10 protein-coding genes are annotated in these 15257 nt (G+C 39.9%); 4 read left to right on the forward strand and 6 right to left on the reverse strand.

The genetic code is table 11. The features are described 5' to 3' along the window. Window positions 1-6: 6 nt before the first annotated feature. A complete protein-coding gene (locus BM176_RS23635; protein ID WP_090106814.1) occupies window positions 7-2745 on the forward strand; it encodes an alpha-L-rhamnosidase in 2739 nt (912 codons plus the stop codon). Between the two features lie 90 nt (window positions 2746-2835). Beyond that, entirely contained in the window at window positions 2836-3945 is a 1110-nt protein-coding gene (locus BM176_RS23640) for a family 20 glycosylhydrolase (RefSeq protein WP_090106815.1), read from the forward strand. Between the two features lie 182 nt (window positions 3946-4127). Here the strand turns inward: BM176_RS23640 and BM176_RS23645 are convergent, their stop codons facing one another. Further along, window positions 4128-5219, reverse strand: coding sequence for a fatty acid desaturase family protein (locus tag BM176_RS23645; protein WP_090106816.1), 1092 nt, complete (start codon window positions 5217-5219; stop codon window positions 4128-4130). A gap of 280 nt (window positions 5220-5499) precedes the next feature. Here BM176_RS23645 and BM176_RS23650 point away from each other — a divergent pair, with 280 nt between their 5' ends. Next, complete coding sequence (locus BM176_RS23650; protein WP_090106817.1) at window positions 5500-5703, forward strand: cold-shock protein; 204 nt, start codon at window positions 5500-5502, stop codon at window positions 5701-5703. Window positions 5704-5794: 91 nt separating this feature from the next. Then, a complete protein-coding gene (gene namA, locus BM176_RS23655; RefSeq protein ID WP_090106818.1) occupies window positions 5795-6871 on the forward strand; it encodes an NADPH dehydrogenase NamA in 1077 nt (358 codons plus the stop codon). Window positions 6872-6934: 63 nt separating this feature from the next. Here the strand turns inward: namA and BM176_RS23660 are convergent, their stop codons facing one another. The 5 genes from BM176_RS23660 to BM176_RS23680 form a co-directional block, all read right to left on the reverse strand. Further along, window positions 6935-9304 (reverse strand): ABC transporter permease, encoded by a 2370-nt coding sequence (locus BM176_RS23660; RefSeq protein ID WP_090106819.1) that lies wholly within the window; start codon window positions 9302-9304, stop codon window positions 6935-6937. 212 nt (window positions 9305-9516) lie between these two features. After that, a complete protein-coding gene (locus BM176_RS23665) occupies window positions 9517-12603 on the reverse strand; it encodes a ligand-binding sensor domain-containing protein (RefSeq protein WP_090106820.1) in 3087 nt (1028 codons plus the stop codon). A 154-nt stretch (window positions 12604-12757) separates the two neighbouring features. Continuing rightward, the gene (locus BM176_RS23670; protein ID WP_090106821.1) at window positions 12758-13414 is read right to left on the reverse strand and encodes a response regulator; all 657 of its coding nucleotides are present in this window, start codon (window positions 13412-13414) and stop codon (window positions 12758-12760) included. A gap of 253 nt (window positions 13415-13667) precedes the next feature. Then, window positions 13668-14294 (reverse strand): response regulator, encoded by a 627-nt coding sequence (locus tag BM176_RS23675; RefSeq protein WP_090106822.1) that lies wholly within the window; start codon window positions 14292-14294, stop codon window positions 13668-13670. A 105-nt stretch (window positions 14295-14399) separates the two neighbouring features. Next, window positions 14400-15131, reverse strand: a complete 732-nt coding sequence (locus tag BM176_RS23680) for a 4'-phosphopantetheinyl transferase family protein (protein ID WP_090106823.1) — start codon at window positions 15129-15131, stop codon at window positions 14400-14402. Window positions 15132-15257: the final 126 nt, after the last annotated feature.

Consider the following 15257-nt stretch of genomic DNA (forward strand, 5'->3'; position numbering starts at 1 on the left):
AACTGTATGATCAGATACATCATTGTTTTTTCACTACTACTTAGCGCCTGTACGCAAAACGGGAAGAATTCACTTTCCAATCTACGATGCGAATTCCGCAATAATCCGCTGGGTATAGACATTACAACACCAAGACTCAGCTGGGAAGTAGAAAGCAACAACAGGGGAGTGGTGCAACAAGCCTACCAGGTAATTGTAGCCTCTTCAGAAAGCGCACTTAGCAAAAACGAAGGTGATCTCTGGAATCCCGGAAAGATATCTTCAGATCAATCTATTAATGTAAAGTATGCAGGTAAACAACTAAATAGTGGCACCATCTGCTATTGGAAAGTAAAAGTATGGACCAGCGATGGCAGTGAAACTGAGTGGAGCCAACCCGCAAAATGGAGCACAGGATTATTGCAGGCAGGCGACTGGCAGGCAAAATGGATAGGGCTGGATTCTGCTTTTGCATGGGATAAGGCGAAAGCTACAGATACTTTTACCCGTCTTTCTGCGCGTTATTTACGCAAAGATTTCAGCCTGACTAAAAAAGTGAAACAAGCTACTGCTTACATCAGCGGACTTGGACTGTATGAGTTGTACATCAATGGGGAAAAGATAGGAGACCAGGTACTGGCTCCCGGTCCTACGGAATATAACAAACGTGCATTTTACAATACATTCGATGTAACATCCCAGTTGAAAGAAGGAAGTAATACAATAGGCGCCATTCTTGGAAATGGGCGCTTCTTTACTATGCGTGGATTGGGCAGGGTAACAAACTACGGTTATCCTAAAATGATCAGCCAGATTAACATTACCTATGAAGATGGATCTGCAGATAAAGTGATCACTGATGATACCTGGAAAATAACTGTAGACGGACCAATCATATCCAACAATGAATATGACGGCGAAGAATATAATGCAGAGAAAGAATTGACCGGCTGGAACAAATCCGGCTATGATGCCGGTAAATGGCTGAAAGCACAGCTGGTGAGTCAAACAGCAGCATTGGTAGCGCAACCCAACAATCCAATCAAAATAATGGATACGGTTAAAGCTATTCATGTTACAGAAATCAACCCCGGTACTTTCATTTATGATATGGGACAAAACTTTGTAGGCTGGGTACATCTGAAAGTAAAAGGAAACAAAGGAACAGTAGTAACCATGAGATTTGCCGAACGACTAAAAGACGACAGCACATTATATATGGAGAACCTTCGTTCTGCCAAGGTAACAGACAAGTATACACTGAAAGGTACAGGTGAAGAAAACTGGGAACCACGTTTCACTTATCATGGTTTCCGTTATGTAGAAGTAACCGGCTACCCAGGAAAGCCAGACCTCTCTGCCATTGAAGGCAGGGTAGTATATGATGAGATGGAAACCAGCGGACAATTTGAAACATCCAATGAAGTGATCAACCGCATTTATAATAATGCGTACTGGGGTATCCGTGGTAATTACAGGGGTATGCCAACCGACTGTCCGCAGCGGGATGAGCGTATGGGATGGCTCGGCGATCGTGCCACAGGAGCACAGGGAGAAAGTTTTGTATTCAATAATCACGGTTTATATGCCAAATGGTTGCAGGATATAGAAGATGCACAAAACCCAGAAGGAAGTATTCCGGACGTAGCGCCTACTTACTGGAAAATATATTCGGATAACATGACCTGGCCAGGAGCGTATCTAACCATTGCCAATTTACTTTATGAACAGTATGGAGATGATCAGCCTATCCGTCAGCACTATGCATCCATGAAAAAGTGGATGACCTACATGAAGAATAAGTATATGAAAGATGATATCCTCACCAAAGATACTTATGGTGACTGGTGCGTACCACCTGAATCTCCTGAACTGATCCACTCACAGGATCCTGCCAGGAAAACAGCCGGCGACTTCCTGGGTACTGCTTTTTATTATCAGATGCTGACACTCATGGAACACTTCGCTGTTATTTCCGGTAATACCGCTGATGTACCAACGTTTAAGGAGCAGGCAGAGAAAATTAAAACAGCGTTCAATAATAAGTTCCTGAATACAGCGAATGGTTATTATGCGAATAATACTCCAACGGCCAATATCTTTTCACTTGCTTATCATCTTGCACCATCAGAAAAAGTTGATTCGGTATTTAAACATATTGTCAATAAAACGCTGAAGGATTATAATGGTCATATCAGCACAGGACTGGTAGGAGCGGAATGGTTAATGCGTACCCTTTCTGATTATGGCAGGGGAGATATAGCCTATCAATTGGCCACTAATACCACTTATCCAAGCTGGGGTTATATGGCAGAACATGGAGCCACTACCATATGGGAACTGTGGAATGGTAATACCGCCGATCCGGCTATGAACTCAGGCAATCATGTGATGCTGCTGGGAGATCTAGTTACCTGGTATTATGAGTACCTGGGAGGTATCCGGCCAGATAGTCCTGCCTATAAAAAGATCATTATGAAACCATTGGTCATAAAAGATCTGAAGAAAGTGAATGCAGCTTATCATTCGGCTTATGGATGGATTCGCAGTAACTGGCAGGATGATGGAAAGACCTTTACATGGAATATATCCATTCCCGTGAACACTCATGCAGAAGTATATATCCCTGCAGCTTCAGATAAACAGGTGAAGGAAAGGAACAAGGCGATTACGGCAGATGATGATATAAAATTGCTCAGAACGAAGGGTGGTTTTGTTGTATATGCTGTAGGGTCCGGAGAATATGCCTTCTCATCAGAGAAATAACAATTAATCACCATTCAACAAATACTACTGGCACATGCCGCGTCCATTTATTACATTCATGTAGTCTCTTTCACGTTAAAAGCAACATACATGAAAAATGCATTGATCTTATCAATCCTGTTATTATTTTTCACTACCGGTACCTTTGCTTCCCCACCAGACAGCATATTACCGGTAAGAGGGTTTTGTATAGGCGCACCACATACTGCCGCGCTGGATGAATTCATAAAATTTATCAGGGAGGAACTGGCACCCCGGCAGGTGAATACGCTGATACTCCGGGTAGATTATAATTACCAATATGAAAGTCATCCGGAACTACAGGACAAAGGAGCCTTGTCCAAACAGGATATAAAAAAGGTGGTGCAGGTATGCAAGCAATATCATATCAATCTGATTCCGCAGGTAAACCTGCTGGGGCATCAATCCTGGGCGTTTGAAACAAACAAATTGTTATCTGTATATCCGCAATTTGACGAAACACCCTGGGTGAAGATGCAGGATACCGGGAAATATGTATGGCCCAATACTGATGGATTGTATTGCAAGAGTTATTGCCCTTTGCATCCGGACGTACATAAAGTAGTATTTGACCTGATAGATGAAATCTGCGATGTATTTGAGTCAAAAGCATTTCACGCAGGGATGGATGAGGTGTTTTACATAGGAGAGGATAAATGTCCGCGTTGCGGAGGCCGAGACAAGGCTGAATTGTTTGCCGGGGAGCTAACAGTGCTGCGTAATCACCTGGCTGGTAAAGGGCGTAATTTATGGATATGGGGCGACAGACTCCTGGATGGTAAATCTACCGGGTTGGGGAGATGGGAAGCCAGTTTTAACAACACTTACCGTGCTATTGACATGATCCCAAAAGATGTAGTGATATGCGACTGGCATTACGATCGCCCTGACAAAACACCTGTATATTTTGCGATGAAAGGATTACAGGTGATTACCTGCCCCTGGCGTAAGCCATTGTTTGCGCAGCAGCAGTTGAAAGATATGATCTCATTCAGGGAAACGGCTACTCCCGAAATGAAAGACAGGTATCAGGGGATGATGCAAACAGTATGGTCTGGTGCCGAAGATTTTATGAACGAATATTACGGCAGGAAAAAGAGGGAAGGCGTGGCGAAGGATACTTTAGAGACCTCCAGCCGTTGTTTCAGGATGTTGTATGCTGATATTGGAAAGCTGTAAGGATTGAATTAAAAAACAGGCTGTATCGTACTTATGATACAGCCTGTTTTATTTAAGTACATATTGTTGATAAAGAAGAGCTAAGTGGCTAGTGTCTGCCAGCAACTCAGGCATACCGAAGAAAATAAAAAGGCGCCTCAATTACTTGAGACGCCTTTTTATGTATAAGTTAAGTTCAATGCTTATGCAGGTATTGCCATTGATTGCGGCTTTCTACCTAACTGACGCATGAAACGGAAATGTGATCTTACGGCAGCCTGCATTGTAGGCATGCTGTTATACTGGATACCAAACTCTTCGCATTTAGCAGATACAATCTTGCTAAGTTCCGGATAATGTACATGGCTCACGCGTGGGAACAGGTGATGTTCTACCTGGTAGTTTAGTCCACCTACAAACCATGAAATTGCTTTATTATCAGGAGCAAAGTTTGCTGTTGTATTAATCTGATGGATAGCCCATTCGTTTTCAATAACCTTAGTTTCTTCACCTACCACTTCAAAGGTTGTTTCTTCTACCACGTGAGCCAGCTGGAAAACAATTGCCAGGGTAAAGCCTAAAACAACGTGCATAGCGGCAAAACCAATTGCCCATGATTGCCAACCCACTACCATTACCGGGATAGCGATATAGAATAACAGGTATAATGCTTTACTTGCCCAGAAAACCACATGATCGCTAACACTCATGGTCTGTAAAGGTGTTTTGTAGATTTTGCGGGTCAGGTATTTTGTGAAGTCCATGATGAATACCCAAGCAAAAGAAGAGATCGCATATACCAATACAACATAAATATGCTGGATACGGTGCATTGGCGTCCATGCCTGTGTACTGCACTGACGCATTAACGGGCTCTTTGCAATATCTTCATCCATACCATCTACGTTAGTGTACGTATGGTGGATCACGTTATGTTTCTGTTTCCAGATAAAGGCATTACCACCTAAAGCGTTCAGGGATAATCCCAGTAAATTATTTACAGTGGAATTTGTTGAATAACTGCCGTGACAGGCATCATGCATTATGTTAAACCCGATAGAAGCCAGGATGAAACCAAGGAAAGCGCTGAGCCCGATGCCCAGTACTGCAGTCATAGGGAATACCAATAATGAAGTATATAGGAGTATAGCAAGAGGAATGAGTACTAAGGTTTTCGAATACAGTTTCCAGTTCCCGGTCTTTTTTATGTTATTTTTAACAAAATAGGACTCCACATCGGCCTTAAGAGATTGAAAGAATAAGGCTTTCTTGTTGTTGAAAATTACTTTCGCCATAATAGATTGAATTGTTTTTAGATCGCGAAACAGTTGTTAGGCTTGATAAAAAGTGGCAATAAACGATAAACTGAAAAGAAACTCATGACTATACAGATCGAAATTAATTACATACCACTATTTTAACCTCCACAATCTACGGAGAAGTAATAATATATACAAATGTTATAGATGTGTTAAGGTTAATTTACAACGAAATAACCATTAGAGATTATTTTTATTTGGCGCCAGAGAATATAATCCCTACATTTGTCCTTTACAAATTTATAATTTTACACAAATGAACACAAAATTCCAAGGAACTGTAAAGTTCTTTAACGAAACAAAAGGCTTTGGCTTCATTAAGCATGATGAATCCAATAAAGAGACTTTTGTACACGTAAACGGTCTTGTACATGAGATCCAAGCAGACGACAAAGTTGAGTTTGAACTGCAGGAAGGTAGGAAAGGTATGAATGCCGTTAACGTTAAACGTATCGACTAAGCTCGCTTTTTCATACACTTGATTTAGCTAAAGGTCCCGGCAATCGCCGGGATCTTTTTTTTATATAAATTAGTCTATAAAAAGGCACATTATGTCAGCGCTATTTTCGCCATTACAGATAGGAGCAATTACATTTAAAAACAGGATCGTTGTTTCGCCCATGTGCGAATACAGCTCAGAAAACGGATTTGCCAATGACTGGCACCTGGTACATCTGGGCAGCAGGGCAGTAGGTGGCGCAGGATTGATTATCACGGAAGCAGCAGCCGTTTCTCCGGAAGGGCGTATTTCCCCTCAGGACCTGGGCATATGGGATGATGCACATATTACCAAACTCCTCAATATCACGACTTTTATAAAAGCACAGGGAGCCGCAGCAGGTATCCAGCTGGCACATGCCGGACGTAAATCCAGTACCAGTGTACCCTGGAAAGGAATGAAATTAATATCTCCTGAAAATGGCGGCTGGAAGGAAATCCATGCACCCAGTGCTATTCCCTTTTCAGAACATTACGGAATGCCAATCGCACTAACAGCTGATGGTATCAAAAAAGTAGTGGCCGACTTTAAAGCTGCTGCAAAACGGTCACTCGAAGCCGGTTTCCAGGTGATAGAGATTCATGCTGCGCATGGTTATCTCATACATGAATTCTTATCTCCACTAAGCAATCATCGTACAGATGAGTATGGCGGAAGCTTTGAGAACAGAATTAAAGTATTATTGGAGATTATTGCCGCCATCAGGGAAGTCTGGCCATCTGATCATCCTTTATTTGTCCGTATCTCTGCAACCGACTGGGCAGAAGGAGGATGGAACCTGGAAGAATCTACGAAACTGGCAATGATTTTAAAAGAAAAGGGAGTAGATCTGATTGATTGTTCGTCCGGCGGACTAGCCTCTCATCAGAAAATAACCGTTGGCCCATTATACCAAACGCCGTTTGCAGAACATATCCGCAAAGAAACGGGTATAAAAACAGGAGCTGTTGGTTTAATCACAACTGCACAGGAAGCAGAATCGATCATCGCAGATAAAAAGGCTGATCTGGTGATAATGGCAAGAGAATTACTGCGGGACCCTTATTTTCCACTTCATGCAGCGCATGTATTACATGATGAGAGTGTAGTATGGCCGATACAGTATGAGAGAGCTAAACCAAGACATTAAAGCATTAAGTGCTATTCTTAAATAAATAAGGATAGCACTTAATCTTACAAACAAGGATGAAGATTATTCAGATCTCAAACTCTTCACCGGATTGGCAATTGCCGCTTTAATAGCCTGCATACTTACTGTAAGTAAGGCGATAATAATGGCAAGCATCCCCGCAACGGCAAATATCCACCAGCCTATATCAATACGGTATTCATATTTTTGTAACCAGTCTTTCATTAACCAGAAAGCAATAGGAGAAGCAAACAAACAAGCGAGCAGTACCAGCCATACAAACTCTTTGGACAGCAATGCCCAGATGCTGGCAACCGATGCGCCCAATACTTTACGAATACCTATTTCTTTGGTTCTGCTTTCAGCCATAAACATTGCAAGACCAAATAAACCCAGGCAGGAAATGAAAATGGCTAGCCCTGCAAAGATGCCGGCTAATTTGCCAACCTGATTTTCTATAGTGAACTTCTTGCTGAATTCGTCATCTACGAAATTGTATTCAAATGGAGAAGAAGGATTGTACTTGTCAAAAACCGGTTGAATGGCGGCTAATGTCTTCCTTAAATCTGAAGTTGATTTTAATCGCAGAAGAATATTATTAGCAACATTGCCATTGAAAAGGATGGCCAAAGGATAAACAGGTTTGAATGGGTTATCTATTAATACATTCTCTACTATTCCAACAATAGTTATTACTCTTCCGCCGGATGTCATTGTCTTTCCAATCGGATCTTTGTAACCAATTACTTTTAGGGCCTCTTCATTTAAGATCACAGCATTTGAATCGGTTTTGTATTCTTTTGAAAAAGGCCGTCCTTCTTTAAACTTTAAACCTGCTGTTTTTTCAAAATCCCAATCGGTCATTATTGCATCCAATGCGATGTCTGTATTTGGATCCTTTCCTTGCCAGGAGAAGTCACTCCACCGGTTTGTGGTCCTTGTCATTGGTTGCGAAGCTTTTGCTACCGATTCAAGATAACCGCTGTTCAGGAGATCTTGTTTTAATGCGGTGTAGTTTTTAGTAAGATCATCGCTGCCATTAATAGAAATCAGGTTGTTCGGGTTATAACCCAAAGAACGATTTTTGGCATGATTGATCTGTTGAAAAACAATGACCGTACTGATGATTAATCCAATAGAAACTGTAAACTGGAAAACGACCAGCACTTTACGAAAAGTAACGGCGCTTTTGCTTTGCCTTAATATTCCTTTTAATATCCTGACCGGTAAAAATGAAGAGAGGTACAAAGCCGGATAACTACCTGCTATAAACCCAGTGAGTATACAAACAAGGAGTAAGAAACCAAGCAGAAAAATATTGCTGAAATCGAACCTGATATTTTCAAAACCCAGGCCTTTTAAATAGGGCAATAACAGTTGGATTATTCCTATGGAGAGTACAAAAGCGAGAAAAGCCGTCAGCATAGATTCAGTCAAAAACTGAGTAACAAGTTGCATGCGCCCTGAACCTACAGCCTTCCGGATACCGACTTCTTTTGCCCTTTTTTCGGAACGCGCGGTCGAAAGATTCATAAAATTGATACATGCAATAAGCAATACGAAGATACCGATGATACCAAACAATCTCACATATTCTATTTTTCCTCCCACATTTATCCAATTCTTATAATCATTATACAAATGCCATTTGCTTAAAGGATGCAGGAACAGTGTTTGATTTTTTAGTCTATTATCCTTTTGTACAATCAGCGGACTAATCTTCTTTGAAAAGTTTGCCATGGAAACCCCTTCTTTCAGTTCCACGATATTCATGAGGAAATTATTGCCCCAATTTGTACTGTTATTTCTTATCCAGTCAGAATGCTCCATTATAAATTGATAGGGGGCTAAAAAATCAAAATCTAATGTTGAATTTTTAGGAACATCCTTTACCAGAGCAGTAACCTGCGCATTATACCAGTTATCTATTTTTATTATCTTACCAATTGGGTTTTCTGTGCCGAATAAAGCGGTCGCAAGTGATTCGGTAAGTATGATGGAATTGGGATCAGTCAATGCTGTTGCAGCATTACCTTTCACCAGTGGAAACGAAAACATTTCCAGGAAATCCGGATCAATATATCTTCCCTTTTTGTTGAATTTGTTATTGCCAATTACCAGGCTATGGTTATCATTCCAGGTTAACCGCGAGGCTCTTTTTACTTCAGGGTAGTTGTTTTTCAATTCATAATACAAAGGAAGTGGGGTAGACTCCTGAGTATTCCTGTTATTATTAAATAACGTATGCTTTTGCACCAGAGCTATGCGATCGCTATTTTTATGAAATGAATCAAAACTTGTTTCAAACTGAATCCATAAACCGATAAGCGTAGCAAAGGCCATACCCATTGCCAACCCCAAAATATTGATGAACGACAGGCTTTTGTTTTTCCAAAGATTGCGCCATGCGGTTTTTAAATAATTTCTAAACATTATAATTCCTTTAAAATAAGATGGAGATTCAGATTATACCCCGAAAAAACAGTTCCCATAATATCCCAAAGAAAATGCCGGACTTTAATTAACTATAAGTCAATTATTTATAATGACTTAATCCTGCGAAGCTGTACGATTTTGATACAATGTGTGTTCATAAATGAACTTAGGGTTGCGTTATTTGAGGAATACATATCCTTATACATTTCTCACTTATCTTCCCTGAAAGTTATTGTTATTTTGTTGCCCTGTCCGGTGGATGTATCTATGCTGAGTATGCCGCCTAACCTGATCAGTAATTCCGTAATGATTTTATATCCCCATCCCTGGTTGGCGTCGGCGGGGTTATAGGTATTATTGAGAATTCTTTCTATCAGTTCCTTATTCATACTTTGGCCTGTATCGGTCATGATGATCTGCAGGTTTGAATCGCTTTGTATTGCTTCGATCCTTATTTCTCCATCGGCTGTGTATTTATTAGCATTGTCTGCCAGGTTCCTTATTATCAGTTTTAACAAGTTGGCATCCGTAGTCAGTGTGAGATTCCCGGGGATGAGGTTAATAAATACATTTCTGTTGATATTAGCCCCCACGCTATATAAAGAGATAATATCATTAGTAATTTCCCATAGTGCTACTTTTTCCCTGTTAATAATAAAGTCTTCTTTCTGGGCGTTGGTCCAAATCAAAAATTCCTGTGCAAAATCATACAGATCTGTGGTGGCTGTCTGGAATTTCAACAGCAAGGTTGCTAATTCCTGTTCGCTTACTTCTCTAAAATTCCCATGTATATGGCGTGCCAGTAATTGCAGAAACCTGAGTGGAGACCGGAAATCGTGCAAAATGATGGAGATCATTTTCTCTTTCACTCTGTTACTATCGGATAAATGCAATTTAGACAGATTAAGGTCTTTATTAGTAATTGACAATTCCTGTGTCCTTTCCGCCACTTTCTGTTCCAACAGCTCGGCCCTTTTAACCTGGGAATTGTATCGCACCCGGAAGAAAGACAAAAATGCACCAATCACCAGGCATCCTGTAAGCCATCGAAACCAGGCTGTTTCATACCAATAAGGAAGAATGGTAAGCTGGATTGTTTTATAATGGGTATCGCTATCCCGTCTTCTTATGGTAAGTGTATAATGACCTTTAGCCAGCTTTGTTATTATTAACCTTCCATCCTCATTTACTGGGTACCATTTTCCACCTAGTTCCTTAATCGAGTATTCAAGGTGCAGGTTGATGCGGTTGCCAAAATAGGGCGATGAAATTTCAAAGACAAGCCGGTTGAAATCCTGTATTTGTACTAAATTATCTTTTAGAAATATTTTTTTGTCATCGGCCATTACCTCGTCTACAAATATGGCCTTGTCAGGTAAATTAATATGTACACTATCGGGATGGAATTGGACATAACCATCTATCGAAGGCAAAGAGAAACGGCCATCCTTTGTTTCAATTCCACAGGGAGTGCTGCTGCCATTAAATTCATTGGTGGTGAATCCGTGAGACTTATCTATATAATAATAAAAAACGTTCGTATTAGTGCCGGATGCATAATCATCAAGTTCCTTTTTTGCTACCCTGAATAATCCCCTGTCGGTTGGTATCCAGAAATAACCGCGCTTATCTTCCATGAAACAATGTGCGATCAAAAGATGTTTCCGGACATCCACAGGCATTCTGATAAAGTGGTTTTTATAGAATTTATAAAAACCTTGTCCATAGGTACCAATCCAGATACTACTATCTTTTGCTACATCGATAATTGATACATCCATATTTAAAAGGGACAGTTTACGGAGTCGACGACGCGATAGTTCATATACAAATATTCCTTTTGCAGTTCCAATCCATATATTACCCGCAGTGGCCTCTCTGATTGTCTGGATCCGTGCATTTTGTAACAATCCGGGATGATCCAGTAAGATCGTCTCCTCCTTTGCATTTCTCCGGAATAATTTGTGAAAAGTGCTATATATTATTTCCTTATTTTCTCTTTCCACAATGCCAGTAAGCGATTCTCCCAGGTAACTGACAGTAACGGAAGGATGAAGATCAACGTCTGTTCTTTTTAAAGAGTCAGATTCGGAATACCAGATTGTCCCATCGGATGCTTTCAGCAAGGCCCATCTGGTAATAGTGCGTGTGCTGGGAAATACCCAGTTGCCTTTATTGCCCCTGTTCATTATACCAGCGCCCGTCAGTATTCTTCCTCCCGGCAGTTCAATCTGAGCCTCCCCATAATTGATATTGATTTTAGGGCCGGTTAAAAAAAGCCTTTCGAATTCTTGTTTTTTCAATATGTACAATCCATGCGTAATGGTTCCTATGTATATGGTTTGATAGTCTTCGTCATAGATCATACATTCGATATCTGTGATGGAGCTATTGGCCACTAATATTTCACAATCCAATATATTATTGACAATCTGAAGCGTGAGGATACTATCCTTGCGTATCATGAAGGTGTGGCTGGGATCTCTTAATATTTTTAATGATGCCTGTTCCAGATCCGAACCTGGCATTGTAGCCTGGACAAAAAATTGATGTAATTTATTGCCAGTAGTTATTTTTCTCTGCAGAACCCCTTCTTTATAAGCATACATATGGTTATCATCATCCACATAGCAAAAAATATTCCCGACTGCGAATTGTAGTTTATCCTTATGTGCTGTTATTTCCGGAAGTACGGTAATGCTTCCCGCATTCTCATCAAGGAAGTAGCAATCCTTACCCACTTTTAAATAAGCCTGTTTTTCACTTATAGTGATCAGGGTCTTGCTGGAACTCAGTTTAGCGAATAGCTCCTTATATCTCCCGGTTTTGTTTTCAAGCACCTGTTTTTTATAAATATTGGTGAAATCAAATAAGTGACAGTTCGAGGTGTTGAATGAATGTAGAAGGCCGGAATGAATACTATCTGTTTCGATCTGGTAATCATCTGATACCGTCAGGATATGGAAGCTGTCATCCTTTGGTAAAATGAGTGTTTTATCCGGATCTGGTGCTGTTAGGGGCAGGAAGTGTTCATTATTGACTAAGGCGGAGGTATTCTCCGTATTATACTCCCTGAAATTCTCACCGTCAAACCGGACCAAGCCCATTCTCGTTGCCAGCCATAGGAATCCGTTCTTGTCAAAGGCTATACTATTGATGCTGTTTTGAGGTAGGGCATTATCGCTATTATAATTGGTGATGCTGTATCCGGATAGGCTTATTTGTCCACTGGATGGAAAACATGACAACAGGTAAACAAATATGAGTACTAAGTGCCTCAAAGGATAAGTCAACATAGTGGATGGTTGTAACAGAAGTTAAAACAATAATTATACAGATATGGCTTGACAATACAAACTCTCTTAGTAATAAGATGACAATGCTACAGTGAATATTTTGCTAAGTTTCAGATTAGATAATTCCGGGGGAAATTTCAGACTTACACATGACTTACGAAACCTGTTTCGTAATACCGTATCCTGCGTGATTGAACATTTGTGTGAATTCTTTCAATTCAATAATATTGGTGACGCCAAGCTTTTGAAGAACCTTTGCTTTATGAGTCCCTATTGTTGAAGTATGCGCGCACAACAGGTTAGCGATTTGTGAAACATTTTTCCCTTCAAGCAAATGGGTCATCACTTCCAGTTCCCGCGGAGATAGTCTGTTAAAGAGACTCGAAGGGGTTCTTTTATTAGCTTCCAGACTCTGGGAGACATGCATTTCGGGGCTTAGATACTTTTTATTATTCAGAGTGGTTGTAATAGCCTTTCGGATCTCTATATCATCGGCTTCCTTGTTAATAAACCCTTTAACACCCAGTTGCATGTATATCCTGGCATAAATTTCCTCCTTACTCATAGTGAGGATCAGAACCTTCAGATCTGGACGGAACGCGAAAATGTTTTGCAACAAATTAATAGAATCTGTTCCCGGCATATTTATATCCAGGATTGCGAGGTCGTAACTGCTGGTCTTTATTTTTTCCCAGACAGTATCTCCATCTTTGCATTCATCTATTTCTATGTTCATGAACTCTTCTTTAAGGAGAAGGCTAATCCCCGTTCTTACGATGGAATGGTCGTCGGCTATTAAAAACTTTTTCATAGCAATTAAGGGTTTTGAGTAGTAAATGACTAAATATAAAGCAGCAAATATATAATGGTCGTTATAGTAATGGTCGTTTTTTTGTCTAAAGTAGTTACTTTACTCAATTAATACTCATCCCTAATTACATACTACTAACCACACTTGAAAAAACAACACATAAAATATTAATTTTCAATTGTTTAATATCTATATTTTTTGATTAATGTCAAATGTCAAATGCCATTTACGAACTTACAGGAGAAGAGATGCATTAAAACCTTTGTACCATTTCACATAATTCAATCACATTGGAAACACCCAGTTTATGCATAATATTTGCCTTATGTATGCGTATTATTGAGCTATCCACGGATAGAATACCAGCGATTTCCGGGATATCTTTTCCACTAACTAAATGATTCATGATTTCCAGCTCCCTGATGGAAAGAGCATCGAATGGGTTTTTCTCCTTTCCTTTAAGGATCTCCTGGATCTGGATATCCAGCAACCTGGGGCTCAGGTATTTTTTGTTGTTCAAAATGCTTACAATGGCCCTCCGGATCTCGGATGGGGCAGCTTCTTTGTTAATAAAACCTTTCACGCTCGGGCTCAGGTTCAGATATTTTTTGGCATAGATCCTTTCGCTGCTCATAGTTACGATAAGGATTTTCAGGTCCGGTTTCAGGTCGAATACATTTTTTAATAAATGGAGGAAGTCAGTAGCGGGCATGGATATATCGAGGATCGTGAGGTCATATTCGCCGGTTTGTATTTTCTTCCAGGCGCTGTTTCCATCCTGGCATTCATCTATTTCTGCATCCATGAATTCTTCCCTTATAAGAAATTTAAGACCGGTTCTTACGATAGAATGGTCGTCGGCAATTAAGAATTTTTTCATATAGTTAACGGGATATTGATAATGAGACCTTTAGAATTACTTAGTTTATTGGTAATAGTTATGAGTATACTAAGTGGGACAAACATTTAAGTCGATTATTGCTATTTATTCCTGAACAATTTCTGTAAATGAGTTCCAAAAAAGATCAAGAACCGGAACCGTATTCTTTGGTAATACTATTGAACAAACATAATCACCTGCACAGCACGAAATGGCTTTATACTGAGAAAAATGGCGGAAGGTGCTTACATAAACGGTACCAACTTTTATTAATGTTTTAATTTCGGCTAATTTATTATCCATCGTCAATCCCGTTCTGAAGATCTTCGATAAACTCTCTCTTATGGTCCAAATGACTGTATAGCCAGTGGGTAAGCACAGATCACTGCTTGAAATAAGATCGAATTCATTAGCACAAACCTGGCTTCTCATCACATCAATTTTATTGTTATCCAGTTTCTCGATATCTACTCCCAAAGGATGTTCTTCCGGAAATGCTAAAGCAATCCCTAAATTATCGCAATGACTGATGCTTACCTGAATATTCCGGTTTACAGAACTCTTTACTACCGGGAATTGGAAAATCCCAAACCCGATTGAAATTGAGTCCATATTCTCTTCTTTTGTCAGCTCACCTATTGCTTTTTTTGAAGCAATCCTTCCCAGCAGGTAATCCGCTTTTCGTTTATCGAATAATAATGTATCAAAGTAGTTTCTTTCATCTTGATGGAGGAGTTGAATCTTATTTATAAGATCAGGTAACTCCTGTTTAATTATGCAAAATCCGGCATTAAAGTTCCTATTCTCTCTCTTTAGTATAATTTCCCCTTTCTTCATTCTTTCTGGTTTTATATATGAAAGTAGGAAGATATTCAGGAGCCTGCTATAGAAAAGTATCTATATAAAATAATTGCAAAATATACGATCAACTGGAAATTTTAAAATAGAAAAGTATCTATAGCA

It is taken from the genome of Chitinophaga sp. CF118 (assembly GCF_900112615.1).
Lineage (GTDB): Bacteria > Bacteroidota > Bacteroidia > Chitinophagales > Chitinophagaceae > Chitinophaga.